Here is a 22,184-nt window from a genome sequence, read left to right on the forward strand (position 1 = left end):
TGGAGCGGTGACGTATGTGATCGCTCTGCCGTGTGTCGATGTGAAGGATCGTGCTTGCATCGACGAGTGCCCCGTGGACTGCATCTATGAGGGGGAGCGTTCGCTGTACATCCACCCGGATGAATGCGTGGACTGCGGTGCCTGTGAACCGGTGTGCCCGGTCGAGGCGATCTACTACGAGGATGATCTCCCCGAGGAGTGGGCCGACTACTACAAGGCGAACGTCGAGTTCTTCGACGAGATCGGTTCCCCTGGTGGCGCGGCCAAGACGGGCGTCCTCGCCTTCGACCACCCGATCATCAGTGCTCTCCCGCCGCAGGGCGAGTAAGTGAGCATCCGCGACCTCGCAGATTATCCGTGGGACGCCGTCGCTCCGTACCGGGAGCGCGCATCTCAGCACCCGCAGGGGATCGTCGATCTCTCCATCGGTTCCCCGGTCGACCCCACGCCCGAGATCATCCGCCGTGCGCTCGCCGAGGCCACCGATGCGCACGCCTACCCTCAGACTGTCGGTACGCCGGCCCTGCGTGAAGCCATCGTCGACTGGTATGCGCGCCGCCGCGGCGTGCCGGATCTCACCGTCGACAACGTGCTTCCGACGATCGGATCCAAGGAACTCGTCGCACTGCTGCCGACGCTCCTCGGCCTCGGCGAGGGTGACATCGTCGTGCACCCCCGCGTGGCCTACCCCACGTATGAGGTCGGTGCGCGCGTCGCAGGCGCGACGCCGTTGCCGGCCGATGACCCAGCGGAATGGCCGGATGGCACCAAGCTCATCTGGATCAACACGCCGGGCAACCCGGACGGACGGACGTGGTCGATCAGCGAGCTCACCGCCGCGGTGAAACGTGCTCGCGAACTCGGAGCCGTGCTCGCGAGCGACGAATGCTACGCAGAACTCGGCTGGGACGGCCCCTGGGCCACCGAGCCGGTGCCCTCGGTGCTCGACCCCCGAGTCACCGGCGGCAGTCGGGCCAACCTGCTCAGCGTGTACTCCTTGAGCAAGCAGTCGAACCTGGCCGGATACCGGGCGGCGTTCCTCGCCGGCTGCGCTCGGAACGTCGGTGAACTGCTCATGGCCCGCAAGCACCTCGGCCTGATGCCGCCCGCTCCGGTGCAGCATGCCATGGCCGTCGCCTTGAGGGATGACGAGCACGTCGCTGCGCAGAAGGAGCTGTACCGCGAGCGGCGCGACCTCCTTCGTCCGGCTGTGGAGGCTGCGGGCTTCCGGGTCGATGGCTCTGAGGCAGGCCTGTACCTGTGGGCCACCGAAGGCCGTGATGCATGGGAGTCGATGCAGCGACTCTCCGAACTCGGCATCCTGGCGGGTCCCGGCCCGTTCTACGGTGCGAGCTCCGGAGAGCACGTGCGACTCGCGCTGACCGCGCCGAGCGAGCGAGTCGTCGAAGCAGCGCGGCGTCTGCTTGGCGGAAATCTGTAGGATCTCTCCCGCCTGAGCGATGTCTCTTGGCGGATGTCACAGTAGGCCGATGCGGCTACTAGGCTGTAAAAGCGATTCGGCTGTGACCCGGCCTGACGCTCTGCGTCGTGACATCGCCCTGATTTTTTTGACTGAAGTCGAGAGACCTACGTGCAAGACACCTATGAGGAGGTCCGCGTGAGCGCAGCGGCAGACCAGCAGGCCACAGCGAAGCTGACGATCGGTGAGACCACCGCAGAGTTCCCCCTGGTGCGCGGCACCGCAGGGCATAACAGCATCGACTTCTCCACGCTGACCCGCCAGACCGGCTACACCGGGCTGGACTACGGCTTCGTCAACACGGCCTCGACGAAGTCCGACATCACCTTCATCGACGGTGACAAGGGCATCCTGCGCTATCGCGGATATCCGATCGAGCAGCTCGCGGGCAACACGAATTACCTCGAAGTCGCCTGGCTGCTCATCTACGGCGAGCTGCCGTCGGCATCCGAGCTGGCGGAGTTCGACGAGAAGATCCGCCGCCACACGCTGCTGCACGAAGATCTCAAGCACTTCTTCCAGGCGCTGCCGGACAACGCGCACCCGATGGCGGTGCTCTCCTCCGCGGTGGCTGCCCTTTCGACGTACTACCAGCAGGAATCCGACCCGGCGAACCCCGAGCACGTCGAGCTGAACATGGTCCGGATGCTCGCGAAGCTTCCCGTCATCGCCGCGTACGCGCACAAGAAGAGCATCGGTCAGGCGTTCCTCTACCCGGACAACTCGCTGAGCTTCGTCGACAACTTCCTGAAGCTGAACTTCGGCGTGCATTCCGAGCCCTACGAGATCAACCCGGTGATGTCGAAGGCGCTCGAGCTGCTGCTCATCCTGCACGAAGACCACGAGCAGAACGCCTCCACGTCGACGGTCCGCCTCGTCGGGTCCACCGGAGCGAATCAGTTCGCGTCGATCTCGGCGGGCATCCAGGCCCTCTCCGGACCCCTGCACGGCGGTGCGAACGAGGCCGTGCTGACGATGCTCGGCCAGATCCGCGACTCGGGACAGAGCGTCTCGCGCTTCGTCGAGCGGGTGAAGAACAAGGAAGAGGGCGTGAAGCTGATGGGCTTCGGGCACCGGGTGTACAAGAACTACGACCCGCGCGCCAAGCTCGTGAAGGAGGCGGCTCGCGAGGTTCTCGCCGAGCTCGGGGTCACCGATCCGCTTCTGGATCTCGCCCAGGAGCTCGAGGAGCTCGCACTCGCCGACGACTACTTCCGCGAGCGTCGGCTGTACCCGAACGTCGACTTCTACACCGGCGTCATCTACAAGGCGATGGGTTTCCCGACCCGCATGTTCACCGTGCTGTTCGCGATCGGCCGTCTGCCGGGCTGGCTCGCCCAGTGGCGCGAGCTGCAGAACGACCCGCAGACGAAGATCGGCCGGCCGCAGCAGCTGTACACCGGCTGGCCGGAACGGCAGTACCCGGGCCGCTGAGCCACGACCGTGCCGGTCGTCAGCGCTGAGGTCGTCGTCCCGGTGGATCCGGCGACGGCGTTCGCGGTGTCGCAGACGACAGGTCAGGTACGCCGGCGCTGGGATCGATTCATCAGCGAACAGCACTTCCTCGACGGCGCGACAGCCGCGGACAAGGACGTGCTCACCTACACCCGTCAGCGTTTCGGCTTCTCGATGGTCAGTCGCTACGTCTCGTACGCCCCGCCGACGAACGTGGGGATGGTGATGGTGGACGGTCCCTGGTTCTTCTCGAAGCTCGGCGGCGGCTGGCGCTTCACGCCCGCGCCGTCCGGCACGGGCACGCTCGCGGTGTGGAAGTACAACTTCTCCTGCCGTCCGATATGGCTCGCTCCAGTGGCCGAGTGGATCGGCGTGCGGGTGCTGGGCTTCGAGATCCGGCGGCGCATCGCCGGCTTCGCCAGGGGATGCGCAGATCCGGTCGTCCTGGAGTCCGTGCGGCGCTGAGGCTGCAGGCTCTGATCAGCGCGTTCCGAGCACGCCGGGAGACGCAGATGGCCGCCATCCTCAAAGGATGGCGGCCATGTACGACCCCGAGATGGGGAGCGAGGCTAGATCAGCGTCCCTGCGAGCTGCGACGGCCCTGGCCGCCACCCTGGCCGCGACCGGCACCCTGCGCCTGACCCTGACCGGCAGGACGGGGACGGCGGCTGCGACGGGCCGGGGGAGCGCCGGCACCGGCGGGGCGCTGCTTGGGCGCCTGACGCTGCGGCTGCTGCTGAACGATCGGCGCCGGGCGCACGTGCTCGGCACGCTGGCCGACGAGCTCGGCGACGGCACCGGCGGTGACGTCTTCGAGAGGTGCGGTGATGGATGCCTTGCGGAGAAGGTCCTTCACGTCACGACGCTGCTCGGGGAGCACGACGGTGACGACGGTACCGGCAGCGCCTGCGCGCGCGGTACGACCCGAGCGGTGCAGGTACGCCTTGTGCTCCATCGGCGGGTCGACGTGCACGACCAGGTCGACGTTGTCGACGTGCACACCGCGGGCGGCGACGTCGGTGGCGACGAGCACGCGCACGCCGCCGTCTTCCGGAGCGGACGAGAAGGCGCCCAGGTTGCGCTCACGCGCGTTCTGGGACAGGTTGCCGTGCAGATCCACAGCCGGGATGCCGGCGGCGGTCAGCTGCTTGGCGAGCTTCTTCGCCTGGTGCTTGGTGCGGGTGAACAGGATGCGGCGGCCGGTGCCGGACGCGAGTTCGCGGACCAGGGTCGTCTTGTTGTCGGTGGAATCGACGACGAGCACGCGGTGCGTCATCTCGCCGACCGGCACGCTGGACTCGTCGACCTCGTGGCTGACCGCGTTCGAGAGGAACCGGCGAGCGAGGGTGTCGATACCGCGGTCCAGCGTGGCGCTGAACAGCAGACGCTGTCCGCCGGCCGGAGTCGCGGTGAGGATGCGGGTGACACCGGGCAGGAAGCCGAGGTCGGCCATGTGGTCGGCCTCGTCGAGCACGGTGATCTCGACGGCGTCGAGGTGCACGACCCGCTGCTTCATCAGGTCTTCGAGACGGCCGGGGCAGGCGACGACGATGTCGACGCCGCTGCGGAGCGCCTGCTCTTGCGGGCGCTGGCTGACGCCACCGAACACGGTGGTGACGCGGAGGCCGGCCGCTGCCGCGAGCGGCGCGATGGTCGCTGCGATCTGGGTGGCGAGCTCGCGGGTCGGAGCGAGCACGAGGCCGCGCGGGTGGCCGGCGCGGCTGGAGCGGGACGACGCCGCGAGACGGGCGACGAGCGGAAGCGCGAAGGCGATGGTCTTGCCACTGCCGGTGCGGCCGCGGCCGAGGAGGTCACGGCCGGCGAGGGAGTCGGGGAGGGTGTCGCGCTGGATGGCGAACGCCTCGGTCTTGCCATCTGCAGCAAGGACTGCAGCGAGATCGGCGGGCACGCCGAGGTCGAGGAAGGAAGTCATAGATGTATCTCCGTGAGTGCACACGCAACAGAGGCGCTGTGCGGGAAGGTGGGCGACGGCGCGGGATCGCGCATCGTTTCGCCGTTCGAAAAGGCCAGAACCAGCAAGTGGCGCGGGAGCGTGTCGACGACGCAGACGTCTCGCTCTCGCGAGAGGCATCCCTATGACACTAGCACGGGGCGTCAGATGTACCCTGTGCGCCCCGCCAGCAGCCCAGCGGAAGTACAGGCCTGCGGGGCTGTCAGGCGTGCAGCGCCTCGTTCAGGGTGACGCCGACGCCTGCGCGCTGCTTCGCCTCGATCGCACCCGTGACGGAGTTTCGCCAGAACAGGAGACCGTTGCGGCCGCTCAGCTCGCCGGCCTTCACGACGCGCTTGCCGCCGTCGGCGGTGTTGGGGCCGTCAGCCAGCAGGACCTTGGAGCCCGCCGTGACGTAGAGACCGGCCTCGACGATGCAGTCATCGCCGAGCGCGATGCCGATTCCGGCGTTCGCGCCCAGCAGCGAGCGCTCGCCGATCGAGACCCGTACGGTGCCGCCACCGGAGAGGGTGCCCATGATCGAGGCGCCGGCGCCGATGTCGCTGTCCGCTCCGACGACGACGCCCTGCGAGATGCGTCCCTCGACCATGGCGGCGCCGAGCGTTCCGGCGTTGAAGTTCACGAAGCCCTCGTGCATCACGGTCGTGCCGGGGGAGAGGTGCGCTCCCAGGCGTACTCGCGAGGCGTCTGCGATCCGCACGCCGGCCGGCAGGACGTAGTCGGTGAGCCGAGGGAACTTGTCCAGTCCCTGCACCTGGATGCCGGCACGTTGCAGTAGCGGTCGCAGGCGGGCGGCATCGCTCGGGTGCATCGGCCCTGCGCTCGTCCACGCGACGTTCGGGAGGTGTCCGAAGATCCCGTCGAGGTTCAGCTCGTTCGGGCGCACCACGAGGTGGGAGAGGGCGTGCAGACGCAGGTAGGCATCGGCCGTCGAAGCGGGGGCGGCATCCAGATCGATCTGCAGCTGCACGACCTCGAGGGTGACGTTGCGCCGCTCGTCGGGCTCAGCCAACGCCTCCCAGGTGACAACCGCTGCGGCGGCATCCGCTGCGTTCAACGGGCCGGAGCCGACCTCGGGGAACCAGGCATCCAGGACGGTGCCGTCGCCGGCGATGGTGGTGAGGCCGACTCCCCAGGCAGTGCGCGCTTCTGTCATGCCTCAACGCTACCGAATCCACGACAGTAGGCTGGAACGCATGCCGCTCGACCTGACCGCGTCCTCCGTCGATCTCACTCGCGCGATCTGCGACATCCCCAGCGTCTCCGGTGATGAGCAGACGCTGGCCGACGCGATCGAGGCGGCCGTCGCGCCGCTGGCGCACCTCGAAGTGATCCGCCATGGAAACACCATCGTCGCCCGCACCGACCTCGGCCGCGCCCAGCGCGTCGTGATCGCGGGACACATCGACACCGTCCCGATCAACGAGAACCTGCCGACTCGCGATATCGAGATCGACGGCGAGGCCTTTCTCTGGGGGCGAGGCACCGTCGACATGAAGTCCGGGACCGCCGTGCAGCTGAAGCTCGCCGCCGAGCTCGTCGACCCCGTGATCGATATCACCTGGATGTGGTACGACAACGAAGAGGTCGAGGCGTCGAAGAACGGGCTCGGCCTTCTGGCTGCGGTTCGCCCTGACCTGTTCGCTGCGGACTTCGCGATCCTCGGTGAGCCGTCCAACGGCGAGGTCGAGGGCGGCTGCAATGGCACGCTGCGTGCGATCGTGCGCACTGTCGGCGTGCGTGCGCACAGCGCCCGTGCCTGGGTCGGTGACAACGCCATCCACCGCGCGGCTCCCATCCTCAGCCGGCTGGCCGAGTACCAGGCCCGCGAGATCCCCGTGGACGGATTGCTGTACCGCGAGAGTCTCAGCGCCGTGCGCATCGCCGGTGGTGTGGCCGGCAATGTCATCCCGGACGCGTGCGAGGTCGAGGTGAACTACCGCTTCGCCCCGAACAAGAACGCGGCAGAGGCCGAGGCGCACGTGCGCGGCGTTCTCGCCGGCTTCGAAGTGGAGATCACGGATGCCGCCGAGGGCGCCCGTCCGGGGCTGGACGCGCCGATCGCCCAGGAGTTCGTCGCTGCTGTCGGCGCCGAACCGCGGCCGAAATACGGGTGGACGGATGTTGCCCGGTTCTCGGCCCTCGGCATCCCCGCGGTGAACTACGGACCCGGCGACCCGCACCTGGCTCATCACGATCAGGAGCGCGTTCCGCTCGCCCAGATCGATGCCGTGGAGCGGGGACTCCGCGCGTGGCTCACGGCCCGCTGATCGGAGCCGCCCGACGCTGGGCGCAGATTCCCGTCGTCGCGCGTATCGCCGTCGTCTATGTGTCCGCACGGTTGGTGACGACCGGTCTGCTTCTGCTCGCCGCGTCGTTGTCGACGCCGCTCTCCCGGTTCGGGGCGGATGCGGGGCTCGTCGACTTCGTCCTCGGCTGGGACGCGCAGTGGTATTGGTCGGTCGCCGAGTACGGCTACCCGGGGGAACTGCCGCTGACGGAGTCCGGTGAGGTTGCTGAGAACACCTGGGCGTTCATGCCCGTGTACGCATACGCAGCGAAAGCGCTGGGGCTCCTCTTCGGGTCCTGGGGTGCTGGCGCGCTTCTCGTCTCGTTGGTGGCCGGGTTCCTCGCCTGCCTCGCGCTGCATCGGCTGCTCCGCGACAGGATCGGTGCTTCGGCCGCCATGTGGGCGGTCGTGTTCTTCGCCGCGGGCCCGCTCGGAGCACTGTTCCAGGTCGGCTACGCGGAGACGCTCTTCCTGCTCTTCCTGTTCCTCGCTCTGGATGCCGTGGCCCGGCGCCGTTTCTGGCTGCTGTATCTCCTCGTTCCGGTGATGGCCTTCACGCGTCCAGGCATTCTCGCGTTCGCGCTGTACCTCGGCCTCTACGGAATCCTCCGCTGGGTCCGCCGCCGTGAGGATCCGCTGCTGGTTCGCGAGATCGTTCACATCGTCGCGCTCGGCGCCCTCGCCACCGCGACCGGCTTCGGCTGGCAGGTGATCGCGGGGCTCGTGACCGGGGACGCCGGTGCCTACCTCGCCACCGAGCTCGCGTGGCGGCGCAACTGGGTCTCCGGCGGCGCCTCGGGGTTCGTGCCGTTCGATGGATGGATCCAGGCGGCGCAGTTCTGGTTCGGCCAGTGGGGGATGCCGCCATGGTGGGGCCTCATCGCCCTCATCGTGCTGGTGGCCGCCTTCGGTGTCGCCCTGTTGCGATCGCGCCACGTGAGGGCGCTCGGCGCCGATCTGCGATTGTGGAGCCTGAGCTACGCGCTGTACCTGCTGGCGGTGTTCTTCCCGCAGTCGAGCACGTTCCGGTTGCTCATTCCGCTCAGCCCGCTGTGGGGAGCAATCGCCGTTCCGCGGTCGCGCCCCTGGCGGCTCGGGGTCCTGGCGGCGGTTCTGCTCGGCCAATGGCTCTGGATCTACCACGTCTACGCCCTCGGCAACACGTTCTGGCAGGTGCCCTGAACGTTAAGGGTTGATGCATTTCTTCACATGTGACGTCCGGGCGTCGGCGACACCCGATAAAGTTAATCCATACGACCGAGGGAAAGGAGCCACGATGGCAGCGATGAAGCCAAGAACCGGAGACGGACCGATGGAGGCCGTGAAGGAGGGGCGACTCATCATCGTGCGTGTCCCGCTTGAGGGCGGCGGCCGTCTGGTTGTCTCCGTGAACGATGCAGAGGCCAAGGAGCTTCACGACGTGCTGGCAGCCGTCGTGACGCCGGCCTGACGAAATCCCCATCCGCGCGAGCGGATGCAGAAGGGGCAGCGGATCAATGATCCGCTGCCCCTTCTGTGCGTGTGGTTCGCCGGTGGTCAGGTGCGGTCGCCGATGCTGACCAGCTGGAGCAGTCCTTCGCCCGCGGGTGATACCGCCGCGAGCACGGCCGAGGACTCCTGAGTCTCCTGGATGAGCGAGCGATAGGCGGCGGTGACGGCGTCGCGCTGCACGGGGTCGGCGACGCGGCCGCCGGCGAGGACACGGGGGACGAGCACCAGTCCGCCGTTGCGCGCCAGGCGCAGGCCGTGCTCGACGTACTCGATCACGTTCTCGGCATCCGCGTCGACGAGCACGATGTCATAGGAGGCCTCGTTCATCCGCGGCAGCACATCGGCGGCACGGCCGGTGATGAATCGTGCTCTGGTCGAGGGGACCTTCGCGTCGGCGAACGCCTGGCGCGCCGCGGCGAGATGCTCCGGCTCGTTGTCGATCGAGGTCAGCACCGCCTGCGGCGCACCGCGCATCAGCCACAGTCCGGACACTCCGGCTCCGGTGCCGATCTCGACGATCGATCGAGCGCCGGTGGCTGCGGCCAGCACGGCGATCTGCGCACCGACGGCCGCACTGATCGGGGACGCGCCCAGTTCCACGGCGTGGGCGCGCGCACGGGCGATCGCGTCCGGTTCGACGATGGATTCACGGATGAAACGTGCGTTCGCGTCGTGCTCGCTCATGGCCTGATTCTCCCGTTGATCGTCATCCTGTTTCCAGGGTATGTGCACGGTGTGTGCGGCGAGGGCAGGCGCGGCGGTAGCCTGGGCATATGACATTCGGGCTCACCTTCGAGAAGCTCCTGCTGATCGGTCTGATCGCGGTGATGATCATCGGTCCTGAGCGCCTCCCCAGGGTCGCTGAGAACTTCTCCAAGTTCGTGCGGCGCGCCGGTCTCTTCCTGCGCGACACGAAGTCCAAGGTGCGCGAGGAGATGGGTCCGGACATCGACGACGTCGACTGGCGCAAGCTCGATCCACGTCAGTATGATCCTCGCCGCATCATCAGGGACGCCCTGCTCGAGGACGACTCGAAGCCGGCTGCGGCCGCAACCACAGTCGCCATCGCGGAGCCCGTGCCTGAGCCGGTGGCTCCCCGTCGTTCGCAGATCAGCCCTGCCTTCACCGGCGGCAATCCACCGCCGTTCGACGTCGAGGCCACGTGAGCCCATCCGCTCACAGATCCGGGTTGACCGATCGGGATTATGTGGCGCTCGGCGCTGCGGTCGTCGCGCTGCTCGCCGGGATCCTGATCTGGACGCTGTGGGTGCTGCCGATCGTGTCTTCCGTCGAGGAGGCCCCGTCGAGTCCCCTCGGGCGCACCATGCTCGTCGATCTTGACGAGGGTGCGCGGTCCGGAGTCTGGGCCAGTGGAATCTCCCCTGCGCTGGGCTCGACCCGCTGCACCGTGATCGCACCGGACGGCGTCGAGTTGCCGTTGCGTGGTGCGCCGTCTCTGACCTGGGACGACACGCTGTGGTGGATGACTCCGCGGCGGGGGTTCGAGCAGGTCGTGCAGTTCACGGCGTCCGTCTCCGGAGTTCACGACGTGACGTGCGTGGATTCGCTCGGCACGTACGACGGCGAGTTCCTTGTTGCAGGGGACACGTTCGGCGGCGGGGAGCTCGGTCTCGGCCGTACGGGATCGAACGGTTTCGCGATCGGGACGGTGCTGGCGTTCTGCGCCGTCGTCCTGCCGTTGTTCTCGGTGCTGCTCCCGTTGGTGATCGGCCTCAGAGTGGCGTTCACCCGCCGTGCCTCAAGGCGTCGGACCGCCCTCAGCTGAGAGACATCGGAAGAGAGCGACCGGCGAGGCCACGGCCCTGCGCGGAAAGCGTCCTCGCGAGGTTGAGAATCGCGCCCGCAGCGGCATCCGTCGGGTCGGCCGTGACCACCGGGATGCCGGCGTCACCGCCCGTGCGCAGAGCCGGGCTGAGCGGAATCGACGCGAGCAGGGGGACAGGAGCACCCGGCTCGGAGAGCGCCTCGGCGACCGCGGCGCCGCCGCCGGATCCGAACAGATCGATGACGGTGCCGTCGGGCAGCGCGAAGGCGGCCATGTTCTCCACGACGCCGATGACCCGCTGGCCGGTCTGCCTGGCCACTAGTCCACTGCGGATCGCCACCTCGGATGCGGCGGTCTGGGGCGTCGTCACGACGAGCACCTCGGCGTGCGGGAGCAGCTGACCGATCGAGATCGCGATGTCGCCGGTACCGGGCGGCATGTCGATGAGGAGAACGTCGAGGTCTCCGAAGAACACGTCGGTGAGGAACTGCGTGACGGTGCGGTGCAGCATCGGTCCGCGCCAGGCGACGACGGCTTCGCCGTCGCGCAAGAACATCCCGATCGAGATCGTCTTCACGCCATAAGCGACCGGCGGCAGCATGAGATCGTCGATGCGGGTCGGCTGGGTTCCGGTTGGGATGCCGAGGAGCCCCGGGATCGAGAAGCCGTGCACATCGGCATCCACGAGACCGACGGCCAATCCCTGTTCGGCGAGTGCGACGGCGAGATTGGCGGTGACCGTGGACTTGCCCACGCCGCCTTTGCCGCTGGAGACCAGGATCACACGAGTGAGCGAGTCAGGGCCGAACGGCATCTGCCTGGCCGGACGCCCGTCGCGCAGCTTCTCGGTCAGCGCCTTCCGCTCGACCGGCGTCATCACGCCGACCTCGACGATGACCTCTGCGATCCCGGGAACGGATGCCGCGGCCCGATGTACATCCGATTCGATGCGCTGCGCTGCGGGGCATCCTGCGATCGTCAGCACGATCCCCACATGCGCGCGGTCGCCGTCCACCGCGATCTCCCGCACCATGTCGAGGTCGCCGATCGGACGGCGGAGCTCCGGATCGGTGACCGCGGCGACGGCTGCCCTGACCCGATCGGCCGCCGTCATGACGGGGTACCGCCGGACGGTGCCTTCGGATCGGAATCCTCGAGTTCCGCCAGCAGCGCCTTCAGCTCCTGGCGCAGCACGTCACGGGTCACGGTCTGCGAGTTGCGCTCCTCGAGCGACATCCGCAGAGCCACGATCTCGCGGGCGAGGTACTCGGTGTCGGCGAGATTCCGCTCCGCGCGCTGGCGATCCTGTTCGATCTGCACGCGGTCGCGGTCGTCCTGACGGTTCTGCGCCAGCAGGATCAGCGGGGCAGCGTAAGACGCCTGCAGAGAGAGCATCAGCGTGAGGGCGGTGAAGCCGTTCGCAGCGGCATCGAAGCGCCAGTTCTCGGGCGTCAGTGTGTTCCAGATGATCCACAGCACGCAGAACAGCGACAGCATCACCAGGAAGGCGGGCGTGCCCATCGCGCGTGCCACCCACTCGGTGAACCGGCCGAAGCGGTCGCGTGAAGTGGGCCGCTGCCGTGTGGTGCTGCGGCCGAGGGGTGTGCCGCGGCCGAGAGGCGCATCGAGGCGCGCGGAGCGAGCCATCAGCGCGTCTCCTTTGCTTCGGTCTTCTCATCGGTGTCGTGGCTGCGCCAGTCGTCCGGCAGCAGGTAGTCGAGCATGTCGTCGATGCTGATCGCACCGACGAGACGGTGCGCCGCGTCGATCACCGGCAGCGAGACGAGGTCGTAGCTCGCGAGCATGCGGGCGACCTCCATGGCGGATGCCGTGACCGATACCGTCTCCAGGCTGTCGTCCATGATCGCGCCCAGCCGCTCGTGCGGCGGGTAGCGCAGCATCCGCTGGAAGTGCACGACGCCGAGGAGTCGTCCCGTGGGCGTCTCGAATGGCGGCAGCGTCACGAACACCGCGGCGGCGAGAGCCGGGTGCAGTTCGTGTCGGCGGATCAGCGCAAGCGCTTCGGCGACGGTCGCGTCGGCGGACAGGATGATCGGCTCGGGGGTCATCAGACCACCCGCCGTATCCGGGCCGTACCGGAGCAGCATCCTGACGTCCTCGGCCTCCTCCGGCTCCATCAGCTCGAGCAGCTGCTCGAGTCGGCTGGAGGGAAGCTGAGCCAGCAGGTCGGCCGCGTCATCCGGATCCATCTGGTCGAGGATGTCGGCAGCGCGCTCGTCTCCGAGCTGGTCGAGGATGTGCACCTGCTCGTCTTCCGGCATCTCTTCGAGCGCATCGGCGAGACGGTCGTCGGAGAGCTCCTCGGCGACCTCGAGCATGCGCTTCTCCGGCAAGTCGAGGAGGGTGTTGGCGAGGTCGGCAGCATGGAGTTCGGAGTACGAGGCGACGAGCTGCTCGGCCGACTGCGATTCGCCGGGGGCGCGTTCCTCGGCCACTTCGCTCCACGCGGCGAAGGTCGTCGGTCCCTTCGCGAACGGAGAAGCGCTGGTCTTCGGGCGGCGCAGGAAGAGCTGGCTGACGGCCCATTCGCCGAGGCGGTTCGGTTCGATCGCGACGTCTTCGATGACGGCGTTGCCGCTGCCGTCGGCGAAAGATACTCTGCGGCCGAGCATCTCCGCGAGCACGCGTACTTCACCTGCCCGCGGCTGGAACCTGCGCACGTTGATGAGGCCGGTGCTGATCACCTGGCCGGAACGGATGGAGGTGACTCGTCCGATGGAGAGGAAGACGTGTCGTCTTCCCGGGATCTCCACGACGAGACCGATCACACGGGGGGCGCCGGTACTTCGGTACACGATGACGACGTCACGGACTTTGCCGAGCCGGTCGCCAGCGGGGTCGAAGACAGCGCACCCGGCCAGGCGCGCGGCAAAAACCCGTTGTGTGCTCACGGTTCCCAGCGTAGTGCGCGTGCCTTCGGCGCGCGGCCGGATCGACGGTTCCCAGTACGCCCATCAGCGGGCGTGGAAGAATGGACCAATGAGCATGCTGAACCGTCCGGCCAACGGCACCGATACCGGCGAGACCGTCGCCTCGATGCGCGAATACGAGGCCGCCCAGAAGACGGTGTCCAAGCTGATCGCGGGGGAGGTGCCCGCGAGGGACATCGCGATCATCGGGCAGAGCGTGAGGACGGTCGAGCGGGTGACCGGGCGACTGGGCTACGCGGCCGCCGCTCGTTCGGGGGCGATCAACGGCGTGCTCATCGGACTCTTCCTCGCCGCGATCCTGGTGATCGGCCAGCCCGAGGTGCCGATCCAGCTCTTCGTCGGTTTCGTCCTCATCGGTGTCGCCGTCGGCATGCTGCTGAGCCTCATCACCTACGCGATCGTGCGTCGTCGCCGCGACTTCGCGAGCATCACCCAGTTCGCCGCAGATCACTACGAGGTGACGGTGATGCCGTCGTCTCTCGCGAAGGCCCGTCAGGTGCTGGGTGCCGTCACGCCGCAGACGACGCGTCCGCCGGTGAATCTCGACGAGCCGCCTCGCTACGGCGAGCGTGTTGTACCCGGCGCGACTCCGGTGGCGCCGTCGCCCGGAACCGATCCCGGCGCCGAGGGGTACGTCGTCCCCCCGCGTCCGGCGGCTCCGATGTACGGCGAACGAGTGGTGCCTGCCTCGACGGAAGCTCCGGCACCCGCACCCGCACCCGCACCCGCACCGGCTCCAGCAGAAGCGGCCCCGGCGGTTCCGACCGCTGCGGTCGAGACTTCGTCCGCGCCGGCAGCGGAGGAAGCCGCGGCTCCCGAGAGCGAGAGCCCTCGTCCGGCCGGGCGTGAGAGCGCAGCGGACTCCTGACCTCCCGATGAATCCGTTCCGCTTCGACGTGACGCTGCCCACGGGCGCGGTCGAGGTGTCGGCGGTGTGGGGCGAGGGAACCGGCCGCGGCACGGTGCTGATCGCCCACGGCGCGGGCACCGGAATGGACCATCCTTTCCTCACTGGATACGCTTCGGCACTCGGTGAGCTCGGATTCTCGACGTTGCGCTTCAACTTCCCTTACGTGGAACTGGGGCGACGGATGCCGGGTCCGGCCGCGCACGCGATCGCGACCTGGAACGCCGCGGTGGCCTGTGCACGCGATCGGGGTCCGCAGGAGTCGTTGTGGGCGACCGGCAAATCCTACGGCGGTCGGATGGCCTCGATGGCCGTCGCCGAAGGGCTTGCCGTGGATGGTCTTGTCTATCTGGGGTATCCGCTGCATGCACCAGGCAAACCGGAGAAGCCGCGCGCCGAGCATCTTCCCGCGATCAGTGTGCCGCAGTTGTTCATCGAGGGGACCAACGACCCGTTCATCCAGCCGCTGACGCAGTTCGAAGAGGTCGTCGAGAGCTGCCAGGACGCGCGAGTGGTGTGGATCGACGGCGGCGGGCACACCTTCGAGGTGAAGGGGCGCAAGCGCCCGGCATCCGATATCGGGGCATCGCTCGCGCCGCTCGTGGCGGACTTCGCCGGGAGCGGTCGATGAGTCTGAAAGGGCTTCATCATGTCGAGATCTGGGTCGGCGATATCGAGGAGGCCGCGCCGTCGTGGGGCTGGCTGCTGTCCGCGCTCGGGTTCGAGTGCATCGCGGAGTGGCCGGAGGGGCGGACCTGGGATGCCGGCGGCGCTTACCTGACCCTGACGACGTCGCCGAATCTCTCCTCGCCCGATCATGACCGCCGCCGGCCCGGGGTGAATCACCTCGCGTTTTGGGGCGGCTCTCGTGCGGAGGTCGATGCGACCATGTCCGACGCCTCGGCGCACGGGTGGCGGGCGCTGTACCAGGAGCGTTATCCGCATGCCGGTGGCCCGGATCACTATGCCGGTTGGCTGGAGAACACCGCCGGGTTCAAAGTCGAAGTGGTGGCAGCGGGGAGTTGAGTCGCCGCTAGCGTGGAGTCATGCACAGGCGCAGACTCTCATGGTCGGTGGGCGGCATCGGTCTCATCGCTTGCGGTGTCGTCGGCATCATCCGTGGCTCGGTCCTCGGAGCACCGGGTGCGACTACCACCCTCACCCTTCTTGCGGATGTGTTGTGGGCAGGTGCCGTCCTCATCTTGGCCTTCGGCTTGAGCCGCGAGGGCAGCGTCGTCGCGCGAAAGCCGCTCGGAGTAGCATCCTCAGCCGCCGTGGCCCTGTGGCCCTTGACCGACACTCTCGTTGGGCTGTTCGCCGGACCGATGAATCCCGAGCAGGCAGAGGCCTGGCTACCGTGGTCATACCTGTCGATGGTGCTGCCGCTGATGGTCGGGCTGATCGCGGGAGTGCAGGTAGCCCGAACCCGGGTCGTGCCGACTCCGTGGAACTGGGCCCCGCTGTGGGCGCTCGGCGCCCAGACGTTGATGTGGGTCCTGCCGCAGCTGATCGGCGTCGCTTCGCCGACTGCTTTCATGGAGATGTCCGGCGTTCTCGCTGCACTCGGAACCCTCGCCTTCCTGACCGCGACTCTGGGGCTCGGCATCCTGGCGATCATGCTCTCCAGCCGTTCACGAACAGGGACGGTAACCGTCTTTCCGTCGTCGGCACCTGAGTAGTTCGCGCAGTGAGCTCTCCAGCCCGCGGCTGACCGCGCTCACACAACCAGCGCGCCCAGCTCCGCATCCTCGAGCAGCCGGCGCAGCGTCGACAAGCCGAGAGCGCTCATCTCCGGATTCGACTCCTCGTAGTACCAGACCAGGCCCATCGCCTGCTGCAGCGCCCACGCGGCTCCGCGGAACCACTCGGTGTTCCCGGCGCCGACACGTTCACGCACCACGCGTCGCGCTGGACCGTCGAAGAGGTGCCATGCGGCGACGAGGTCGAGTCCGGGGTCCGTGGGGCCGAAGGCCCCGCCGTCCAGCACGCCGGCGAGTCGATCGGCGCCGGTGCTATCGGAGACGAGCAGATTCGGCGGGGTCAGGTCGCGGTGGCTCATCACATCCGAGCCCGATCGCGGCAGGTCGTGCAGCACCGCCCACAACCGCTCCGCGTGCGGCACGTCGATCAGGTGCGCGCTCTGCGCGAAGCAGTGCACCATCCATTCGTCGTGGTCGCGCAGAGATCCGCCCCGACCCCGACCGTCGAAGACTCGGCCACCCGGGTCGAGCCTGCGCAGCGAGGTGACGAGGGTTGCGACGTCCTCGGCCAGCGATGCCGATGACGCGTGCCGGTCGGGCCGAGCGACCTCACCCGGTACCCAGGTCTGCACCGACCAGGCGGACGGGTACTCCGCAGTCGCCTCGCCGGCGCCGAACGGCTGTGGCGACGGGAACGCACTCGCGCTCGAGAACTCCGTCAGCGCCGCTGCTACCGCGACCAGCTCCGCCGGCGCAGTGGCCTGCAACGGGAAACGTGCGACGAGATCCTCGCCGATGCGCATGATCGTGTTCACGGTTCCGGCCGTGCGCACACGTCGCACCGGCAGCGCAGCCAACGACGGGAACTGCGCGGCGATCAGCCGACGGGCGAGATCCTCGTCGACGTCGAGTTGATTCTCGTGCATCGGTTGCTGCTCAACGTCCGGCTTGCTGCTGAATGAACGACTTGCTCACCCCGACAACCCGCTCATCATGCCTGCAACCGCTTGATCCACGCCTCCACGTCGTCGGCAGTACGCGGAATCTCTGCCGACAGGTTCACCGGGCCGTCTTCGGTCATCAGGATGTCGTCCTCGATGCGCACGCCGATTCCACGCAGTTCGGCCGGTACCGTCAGGTCGTCGATCTGGAAGTAGAGTCCCGGCTCGATCGTGAAGACCATGCCCGGCTCGAGGATTCCGTCGTAGTACATCTCGCGGCGTGCCTGCGCGCAGTCGTGCACATCGATTCCGAGATGATGCGACGTGCCGTGCACCATGTAGCGGCGGTGCTGGCCTCCCGCATCCGCATCCAGCGCCTCCTCGGCGCTCACCGGAAGCAGTCCCCACTCGGCGACGCGTGCAGCGATCACCTGCATCGCGGCCTCGTGCACCGTGCGGAACCGAACGCCGTTGCGCGCGGCCGCGAACGCCGCATCGGCGGCTTCCACGACGGCGTCGTACACCCGGCGCTGCACATCTGTGAACGTGCCCGATACCGGCAGGGTCCTCGTGATGTCGGCTGTGTACAGGCTGTCGGCCTCGACGCCGGCATCGACGAGGATCAGATCGCCGGGGACCACCGTGCCGTCATTGCGCGTCCAGTGCAGGTAGCAGGCGTGCGGACCGGATGCGGCGATCGTGTCGTATCCCTCGCCGTTGCCCTCTTGTCGAGCGCGGCGGTGGAAGACACCCTCGACGACGCGTTCGCCGCGGGCATGCACCGATGCTTCGGGGAGCGCAGCGATGATGTCATCGAAGCCACGTGCGGTGATGTCGACCGCCCGGCGCATCTCCGCGATTTCGAAGTCGTCCTTGACCAGGCGCAGTTCGGAGACGAAGCTGTCCAGCGCGGCATCCGAATCGAGCACCAGTTCGCCCTCGACGGACGAGAACTCGTCGAGGTGCGCGGTGGCGACGTCGAGATCCGCGGCGACGCCGGCGAGCGACGGGCGGGGGCCGATCCAGAATTCGCCGACCGTGGCGTCGGCGTAGAACTCCGTCGTCGTGCGGTCAGCCCGCTCGCGGAAGTACAGCGTCACGTCGTGGCCGTCGGCGGACGGCTCGAAGACGAGGACGGAATCGGGCTCGGCATCCGACGCCCACCCGGTCAGGTGCGCGAACGCGGAGTGCGCACGGAAGACGTAGTCGGTGTCGTTGCTGCGCTGCTTGAGCGATCCGGCCGGGATGACCAGGCGCTTTCCGGGGAACGCGGCGGACACCACAGCGCGACGTGCGGCGGCGTACGGCGCCTGCGCGCGCGGTGTCGGCAACGACTCCGGGCGTTCAGCCCATCCGGTGGAGATGGTGTCGAGGAAGCCCCGGGGGAACGGCTGCTTGCGGTTCGTGGTGTTGGTCTCGGCGGTGGGCTCTGCGATCGTGTCGCGCTCTCCAGTGCTCATCCGACCAGTCTCTCACCTGCCGGACGATCGTGGGAGTCAGCCCACAGGCTCGAGTTGGACGACCATCCCGCGGTGATCGCTGCCGCCGGCGTCCTCGAAGATGAGAGAGCCGGTGGGACGCCAGTTCGGCGAGGCCATCACATGATCGATCGGCGCTCCGGCGAGTGCGGGGAGCGAGCTCGGCCATGTGCCGACCAGGCCATTGCCGGTGCGCGATGCCACGTCGCGGCAATAGCCCATGTCGCCGCCACCGACGCCGAATGGGGCCATGTGGTCGACCGTCGCGTTGAAGTCGCCGGCGAGGATGACGTCTCCCTGCGGGCACTGGTCGGCGATCCACTGCAGATCGGATCGCCAAAGATCCATCTCCTCGAGCCGGGGTGCGACCGCGTGGACGGCGACGATCGTCGGACCTTCCCCATCGACAGGCATCAGCACGGCGCTCGGCACCGAGCCGGTGTTGCTCGAACCGTCTTCGGACGACTGGATCACGGAGTAATCGCCCAGTTCCGGGGAGACGAGCACGGTCGTCTGCCAGGACTGCGGCCCGTCGGGTACGTCCGGTCGGTACTGCACGTGATGCACCCACATCGGATACCCCTGATCGCGCAGCAGGATTGCGATGCTCTCACCGACGGACTGCGAGGTCTCCGGCAACGAGACGATGTCGGCGCTCTGCGCGAGGATCTGCGTGGCGATCTCGTCGGCAGATACTGCTTCTCCTGCGGTGTTCCAGGTCAGCACCCGGATGCTGGAATCGGTCTTCTCCGGGAGTGAGGAGTCGCCGAAGCCGCGGGTCGCGCCGATGATCCCGGTTGCGCCGGCGCCGAGCAGGGCGACGATCAACACCGAAGCGGCGAAGCCGCGCAGCGGGCGCACGAGGAGCAGCAGCAGCGAGAGCACGGCGACCGCCAGGAATCCGCCCAGCACCAGTCCTCGCGCTGCGACGAGCTGCGCGAACGGGTACGTCTGCTCGAGACGGAAGAACTGCGGCCAGACCACGATCGCAGTCGCGATCGCGAGAAGCAGCGTGAGGAGGATCCCGAGGAGACGAAACATCCCCTCAAGCCTAGGAGGAGAGCCTGTGAAGTCCCTGCCGCGGCGCCGGTCGCGCCCGGTGTCGTCCGCGCTCGCTACGCTCAGAGGATGGCCGCTGATCCGTCGCATCGATTCGCGGGTCCCGCCGACCTGCATCTGCACTCCAACCACTCCGACGGGACCGAGGCGCCGGCCGAAGTGATGCGTCAGGCGCATGCGTACGGCGTCCGCACCGCAGCCCTCACCGATCACGATCGCACCACCGGGTGGGACGAGGCGGCGACGGCCGCGGGCGAGCTGAACATGACCTTCATCCCCGGGATGGAGCTCTCTGCGAAGCACGAGTGGCGCAGTGTGCACGTGCTCGGCTACCTCTTCGATCCGGACGATGCCGCGCTGCGCGTCGAGACCGACCGCATCCGCGGCGACCGGATCGGGCGGGCCGAACGGATCGTCCGCAACATCTCACGCGACTACGACCTGCACTGGGATGACGTCCTCGCGCAGACGATGCTGGATGCGACGGTGGGGCGCCCGCACATCGCAGATGCGCTGGTGGCCCGAGGTATCGTCCGCGACCGGACCGAGGCTTTCGACGGCATCCTGCATCCGCGCGAGGGATACTACGAGCCGCACTACGCACCCGACCCGCTCACGGCGGTGCGACTGATCACCGAAGCCGGGGGAGTGGCGATCATCGCGCATCCCGTGACGTCTGGTCGCGACAGGATGATGCCGGTGCCGTTCATCGAGAAGCTGATCGCGGCGGGTCTCGGCGGCTTCGAGATCGACCACCGGGAGAACACCGCCGCCGGCAAGAAGATGCTGCACGAGATCGCAGCGAAGCACGACCTCATCATCACGGGATCAAGTGATTACCACGGCACCGGCAAACCGAATCGGCCTGGCGAGAACACCACGTCCGAAGACATGGTGGCTCGGCTCATCGATCGGGCGACGGGCTCGGCGCCGCGATACGCCTGAGGGGCGGATGCTGCACAGCATCCGCCCCTCAGGTCATGTCGTTCAGGCGCCGGTCGGTGCTCCGGCACCAGTGCCGCCGCGGCGACGGCGACGGCGGCGAGCGGGAGCCGGCTTGCCGTCGTGGTGTTCCTTGCCTGCACCGTCGTGGGTGCCGGCGCCGGGCTCAGCAGCCTCATGCGCGGCGACGCCTGCGTCATCGGACGAGCTCGCGGACGAGCCGGATTCCGTGCCTTCGGCGAAGGTGGACCCGACCTTCTCGGCACCGCCGCGACGGCGACGGCGACGGCGCGTCCCGCCCTCGTCGGTGCCCTGCTCGGCGGCATCCACTGCGCGCTCCGGTCGCGGGGTGCGCTGGGTCTTCGGAGCCTCAGCCTTCGGTGCCGTCGTCAGCCGGCCCTTCGTCCCCGCGGGGATGTCGAGGTCTTCGAAGAGGTGCGGGCTCGACGAGTAGGTCTCGACAGGCTCAGGCTGGCCGAACTCGAGAGCGCGGTTGATGAGGGCCCACTTGTGCATGTCCTCCCAGTCGACGAAGGTGACCGCGATGCCGGTCTTGCCGGCGCGGCCGGTGCGACCGGCGCGGTGCAGGTACGTCTTGTCCTCGTCCGGGATGGTGTGGTTGATCACGTGCGTGACGTCATCGACATCGATGCCGCGCGCGGCGACGTCGGTGGCGACCAGCACGTCCCGCTTGCCGGCCTTGAATGCGGCCATCGAGCGCTCGCGCTGCTCCTGGCCCATGTCGCCGTGGACGCCGCCGACGTTGAAGCCGCGGTCGCCCAGCTCGTCGACCAGCCGCTGCGCCGCACGCTTCGTGCGGGTGAAGATCACGGTCTTGCCGCGGCCCTCTGCCTGCAGGATGCGACCGATGACCTCGTCCTTGTCCATCGAGTGCGCCCGGTACACGAGGTGCTTGATGTTCGCCTGCGTGAGACCCTCGTCGGGATCGGTCGCGCGGATGTGGATCGGGTTGCTCATGAACCGACGGGCGAGTGCCACGATCGGGCCAGGCATGGTCGCCGAGAACAGCTGCGTGTGGCGGACCGCCGGCACCTTCTGGAAGATCTTCTCGATATCGGCGAGGAAGCCGAGGTCGAGCATCTTGTCGGCCTCGTCGAGCACGACCTGAGTCGCGTTCGACAGGTCGAGCAGACGCTGACCGGCGAGGTCGATCAGACGACCGGGCGTGCCGACGACGATCTGCGCGCCGGCCTTCAGCTGGTCGATCTGTCCCTCGTAGGCCTTGCCGCCGTAGATTGCGACGACGCTGGTTGCGCGGTTGCTGGTGAGCAGGTCCATGTCTTCGTAGACCTGCACCGCGAGTTCGCGGGTCGGCACGACGATGAGCGCCTTGACGCCGTGCGACGGGTTCAGGCCGAGGCGCTGCACGACCGGGATGCCGAAGCCGAAGGTCTTGCCGGTGCCCGTCTTGGCCTGGCCAATGATGTCCTGGCCGGGAAGGCCGAGGGGGATGGTCTGCTCCTGGATGGGGAACGCGTCGATGATGCCCTTGGAAGCGAGCGCTTCGACGATGTCCTGATCGACGCCGAGATCAGCGAAAGTAGTCAATTCTTCAGATGCCTGTCCGGCGAGCCTTGCAGAGCGCAGTGATCGCCACGAAAACGGATCCACGCCGTCTCTTCTGCCACAGGCGCGGGGCCCCACTCCACTGGCGGGACGTGACCAGCCTACCCGAGGGGGTCGGAACACCGGGGATCAGCGGTGAGCTTGG

At 68.0% G+C, this 22,184-nt stretch carries 24 protein-coding genes; 14 read left to right on the forward strand and 10 right to left on the reverse strand.

The annotated features are described in order from the left end of the window. The first annotated feature begins 7 nt into the window (after positions 1-7). The 4 genes from fdxA (at position 8) to MRBLWH12_RS02065 (ending at position 3,400) form a co-directional block, all read left to right on the forward strand. On the forward strand, positions 8-328 hold the full coding sequence (gene fdxA, locus MRBLWH12_RS02050) for a ferredoxin (RefSeq protein WP_341975366.1): 321 nt from the start codon (positions 8-10) through the stop codon (positions 326-328). Next, the gene (gene dapC / locus MRBLWH12_RS02055) at positions 329-1,441 is read left to right on the forward strand and encodes a succinyldiaminopimelate transaminase (RefSeq protein ID WP_341975365.1); all 1,113 of its coding nucleotides are present in this window, start codon (positions 329-331) and stop codon (positions 1,439-1,441) included. Between the two features lie 177 nt (positions 1,442-1,618). Beyond that, positions 1,619-2,914, forward strand: a complete 1,296-nt coding sequence (locus tag MRBLWH12_RS02060; protein WP_341975364.1) for a citrate synthase — start codon at positions 1,619-1,621, stop codon at positions 2,912-2,914. A 9-nt stretch (positions 2,915-2,923) separates the two neighbouring features. Then, a complete protein-coding gene (locus tag MRBLWH12_RS02065; protein ID WP_341975363.1) occupies positions 2,924-3,400 on the forward strand; it encodes an SRPBCC family protein in 477 nt (158 codons plus the stop codon). A 109-nt stretch (positions 3,401-3,509) separates the two neighbouring features. Here the strand turns inward: MRBLWH12_RS02065 and MRBLWH12_RS02070 are convergent, their stop codons facing one another. Together MRBLWH12_RS02070 and dapD are read right to left on the reverse strand one after the other, a co-directional pair. Then, positions 3,510-4,868 (reverse strand): DEAD/DEAH box helicase, encoded by a 1,359-nt coding sequence (locus MRBLWH12_RS02070; protein WP_341975362.1) that lies wholly within the window; start codon positions 4,866-4,868, stop codon positions 3,510-3,512. A 241-nt stretch (positions 4,869-5,109) separates the two neighbouring features. Next, a complete protein-coding gene (gene dapD, locus MRBLWH12_RS02075; protein ID WP_363545555.1) occupies positions 5,110-6,063 on the reverse strand; it encodes a 2,3,4,5-tetrahydropyridine-2,6-dicarboxylate N-succinyltransferase in 954 nt (317 codons plus the stop codon). Positions 6,064-6,103: 40 nt separating this feature from the next. On the opposite strand from dapD, the gene dapE reads away from it, so the two are divergent. The 3 genes from dapE to MRBLWH12_RS02090 all read left to right on the forward strand — a co-directional run bounded on the left by dapE (position 6,104) and on the right by MRBLWH12_RS02090 (position 8,647). Then, positions 6,104-7,177: a succinyl-diaminopimelate desuccinylase gene (dapE, locus tag MRBLWH12_RS02080; RefSeq protein ID WP_363545558.1), complete on the forward strand. Its 1,074-nt coding sequence runs from the start codon at positions 6,104-6,106 to the stop codon at positions 7,175-7,177. Further along, complete coding sequence (locus MRBLWH12_RS02085) at positions 7,159-8,379, forward strand: hypothetical protein (protein WP_363545561.1); 1,221 nt, start codon at positions 7,159-7,161, stop codon at positions 8,377-8,379. Before dapE ends, MRBLWH12_RS02085 begins: the two co-directional genes overlap by 19 nt. Positions 8,380-8,473: 94 nt before the next feature. Then, positions 8,474-8,647: a DUF3117 domain-containing protein gene (locus tag MRBLWH12_RS02090; RefSeq protein ID WP_067122349.1), complete on the forward strand. Its 174-nt coding sequence runs from the start codon at positions 8,474-8,476 to the stop codon at positions 8,645-8,647. An 86-nt stretch (positions 8,648-8,733) separates the two neighbouring features. Here MRBLWH12_RS02090 and MRBLWH12_RS02095 read toward each other — a convergent pair whose 3' ends face one another. Then, complete coding sequence (locus tag MRBLWH12_RS02095; protein ID WP_341975358.1) at positions 8,734-9,372, reverse strand: O-methyltransferase; 639 nt, start codon at positions 9,370-9,372, stop codon at positions 8,734-8,736. Positions 9,373-9,461: 89 nt separating this feature from the next. Between MRBLWH12_RS02095 and MRBLWH12_RS02100 the strand changes: the two genes are divergently transcribed. Continuing rightward, positions 9,462-9,854: a Sec-independent protein translocase TatB gene (locus tag MRBLWH12_RS02100; protein ID WP_363545564.1), complete on the forward strand. Its 393-nt coding sequence runs from the start codon at positions 9,462-9,464 to the stop codon at positions 9,852-9,854. A 23-nt stretch (positions 9,855-9,877) separates the two neighbouring features. Next, complete coding sequence (locus MRBLWH12_RS02105) at positions 9,878-10,474, forward strand: hypothetical protein (RefSeq protein WP_363545567.1); 597 nt, start codon at positions 9,878-9,880, stop codon at positions 10,472-10,474. Here the strand turns inward: MRBLWH12_RS02105 and MRBLWH12_RS02110 are convergent. The 3 genes from MRBLWH12_RS02110 to MRBLWH12_RS02120 are packed head-to-tail and all read right to left on the reverse strand — an operon-like array spanning position 10,467 to position 13,386. Then, the gene (locus MRBLWH12_RS02110; RefSeq protein ID WP_363545570.1) at positions 10,467-11,588 is read right to left on the reverse strand and encodes an Mrp/NBP35 family ATP-binding protein; all 1,122 of its coding nucleotides are present in this window, start codon (positions 11,586-11,588) and stop codon (positions 10,467-10,469) included. The genes MRBLWH12_RS02105 and MRBLWH12_RS02110 overlap by 8 nt on opposite strands. Beyond that, entirely contained in the window at positions 11,585-12,121 is a 537-nt protein-coding gene (locus MRBLWH12_RS02115; RefSeq protein ID WP_341975354.1) for a DUF1003 domain-containing protein, read from the reverse strand. Before MRBLWH12_RS02115 ends, MRBLWH12_RS02110 begins: the two co-directional genes overlap by 4 nt. Next, entirely contained in the window at positions 12,121-13,386 is a 1,266-nt protein-coding gene (locus MRBLWH12_RS02120) for a magnesium transporter (RefSeq protein ID WP_341975353.1), read from the reverse strand. Before MRBLWH12_RS02120 ends, MRBLWH12_RS02115 begins: the two co-directional genes overlap by 1 nt. A gap of 88 nt (positions 13,387-13,474) precedes the next feature. Here MRBLWH12_RS02120 and MRBLWH12_RS02125 point away from each other — a divergent pair, with 88 nt between their 5' ends. Genes MRBLWH12_RS02125 through MRBLWH12_RS02140 form a run of 4 tightly spaced genes read left to right on the forward strand, consistent with a single transcriptional unit; the run spans position 13,475 to position 16,011 of the window. Next, positions 13,475-14,293 (forward strand): general stress protein, encoded by an 819-nt coding sequence (locus MRBLWH12_RS02125; protein ID WP_363545575.1) that lies wholly within the window; start codon positions 13,475-13,477, stop codon positions 14,291-14,293. Between the two features lie 7 nt (positions 14,294-14,300). Further along, a complete protein-coding gene (locus tag MRBLWH12_RS02130) occupies positions 14,301-14,963 on the forward strand; it encodes an alpha/beta family hydrolase (protein WP_363545578.1) in 663 nt (220 codons plus the stop codon). 2 nt (positions 14,964-14,965) lie between these two features. After that, positions 14,966-15,358, forward strand: a complete 393-nt coding sequence (locus MRBLWH12_RS02135) for a VOC family protein (RefSeq protein ID WP_363551280.1) — start codon at positions 14,966-14,968, stop codon at positions 15,356-15,358. A 20-nt stretch (positions 15,359-15,378) separates the two neighbouring features. Further along, positions 15,379-16,011, forward strand: coding sequence for a hypothetical protein (locus MRBLWH12_RS02140; RefSeq protein ID WP_363545580.1), 633 nt, complete (start codon positions 15,379-15,381; stop codon positions 16,009-16,011). A gap of 38 nt (positions 16,012-16,049) precedes the next feature. On the opposite strand, the gene MRBLWH12_RS02145 is transcribed toward MRBLWH12_RS02140, so the two are convergent. The 3 genes from MRBLWH12_RS02145 to MRBLWH12_RS02155 all read right to left on the reverse strand — a co-directional run bounded on the left by MRBLWH12_RS02145 (position 16,050) and on the right by MRBLWH12_RS02155 (position 19,492). Beyond that, complete coding sequence (locus MRBLWH12_RS02145) at positions 16,050-16,958, reverse strand: phosphotransferase (RefSeq protein ID WP_363545582.1); 909 nt, start codon at positions 16,956-16,958, stop codon at positions 16,050-16,052. Positions 16,959-17,023: 65 nt separating this feature from the next. Next, complete coding sequence (locus MRBLWH12_RS02150; protein ID WP_363545585.1) at positions 17,024-18,433, reverse strand: aminopeptidase P family protein; 1,410 nt, start codon at positions 18,431-18,433, stop codon at positions 17,024-17,026. 36 nt (positions 18,434-18,469) lie between these two features. Continuing rightward, positions 18,470-19,492 (reverse strand): endonuclease/exonuclease/phosphatase family protein, encoded by a 1,023-nt coding sequence (locus MRBLWH12_RS02155; RefSeq protein WP_363545587.1) that lies wholly within the window; start codon positions 19,490-19,492, stop codon positions 18,470-18,472. Positions 19,493-19,579: 87 nt separating this feature from the next. Here MRBLWH12_RS02155 and MRBLWH12_RS02160 point away from each other — a divergent pair, with 87 nt between their 5' ends. Further along, positions 19,580-20,455: a PHP domain-containing protein gene (locus MRBLWH12_RS02160; protein WP_363545590.1), complete on the forward strand. Its 876-nt coding sequence runs from the start codon at positions 19,580-19,582 to the stop codon at positions 20,453-20,455. Positions 20,456-20,497: 42 nt separating this feature from the next. On the opposite strand, the gene MRBLWH12_RS02165 is transcribed toward MRBLWH12_RS02160, so the two are convergent. Continuing rightward, the gene (locus MRBLWH12_RS02165; RefSeq protein WP_341975346.1) at positions 20,498-22,021 is read right to left on the reverse strand and encodes a DEAD/DEAH box helicase; all 1,524 of its coding nucleotides are present in this window, start codon (positions 22,019-22,021) and stop codon (positions 20,498-20,500) included. Positions 22,022-22,184: the final 163 nt, after the last annotated feature.

The organism is Microbacterium sp. LWH12-1.2 (genome assembly GCF_040675825.1).
Classification (GTDB): Bacteria; Actinomycetota; Actinomycetes; order Actinomycetales; family Microbacteriaceae; genus Microbacterium.

What these genes read in the sequence shown, in the direction of transcription:
- MRBLWH12_RS02115 (WP_341975354.1), bottom strand. Translation starts at nt 12,121, where the DNA reads ATGGCTCGCTCCGCGCGCCTCGATGCGCCTCTCGGCCGCGGCACACCC.
- MRBLWH12_RS02070 (WP_341975362.1), bottom strand. Translation starts at nt 4,868, where the DNA reads ATGACTTCCTTCCTCGACCTCGGCGTGCCCGCCGATCTCGCTGCAGTC.
- MRBLWH12_RS02125 (WP_363545575.1), top strand. Translation starts at nt 13,475, where the DNA reads ATGAGCATGCTGAACCGTCCGGCCAACGGCACCGATACCGGCGAGACC.
- MRBLWH12_RS02155 (WP_363545587.1), bottom strand. Translation starts at nt 19,492, where the DNA reads ATGTTTCGTCTCCTCGGGATCCTCCTCACGCTGCTTCTCGCGATCGCG.
- MRBLWH12_RS02090 (WP_067122349.1), top strand. Translation starts at nt 8,474, where the DNA reads ATGGCAGCGATGAAGCCAAGAACCGGAGACGGACCGATGGAGGCCGTG.
- MRBLWH12_RS02100 (WP_363545564.1), top strand. Translation starts at nt 9,462, where the DNA reads ATGACATTCGGGCTCACCTTCGAGAAGCTCCTGCTGATCGGTCTGATC.
- MRBLWH12_RS02160 (WP_363545590.1), top strand. Translation starts at nt 19,580, where the DNA reads ATGGCCGCTGATCCGTCGCATCGATTCGCGGGTCCCGCCGACCTGCAT.
- MRBLWH12_RS02150 (WP_363545585.1), bottom strand. Translation starts at nt 18,433, where the DNA reads ATGAGCACTGGAGAGCGCGACACGATCGCAGAGCCCACCGCCGAGACC.
- MRBLWH12_RS02145 (WP_363545582.1), bottom strand. Translation starts at nt 16,958, where the DNA reads ATGCACGAGAATCAACTCGACGTCGACGAGGATCTCGCCCGTCGGCTG.
- dapD (WP_363545555.1), bottom strand. Translation starts at nt 6,063, where the DNA reads ATGACAGAAGCGCGCACTGCCTGGGGAGTCGGCCTCACCACCATCGCC.
- MRBLWH12_RS02095 (WP_341975358.1), bottom strand. Translation starts at nt 9,372, where the DNA reads ATGAGCGAGCACGACGCGAACGCACGTTTCATCCGTGAATCCATCGTC.
- MRBLWH12_RS02130 (WP_363545578.1), top strand. Translation starts at nt 14,301, where the DNA reads ATGAATCCGTTCCGCTTCGACGTGACGCTGCCCACGGGCGCGGTCGAG.
- MRBLWH12_RS02140 (WP_363545580.1), top strand. Translation starts at nt 15,379, where the DNA reads ATGCACAGGCGCAGACTCTCATGGTCGGTGGGCGGCATCGGTCTCATC.
- dapE (WP_363545558.1), top strand. Translation starts at nt 6,104, where the DNA reads ATGCCGCTCGACCTGACCGCGTCCTCCGTCGATCTCACTCGCGCGATC.
- MRBLWH12_RS02110 (WP_363545570.1), bottom strand. Translation starts at nt 11,588, where the DNA reads ATGACGGCGGCCGATCGGGTCAGGGCAGCCGTCGCCGCGGTCACCGAT.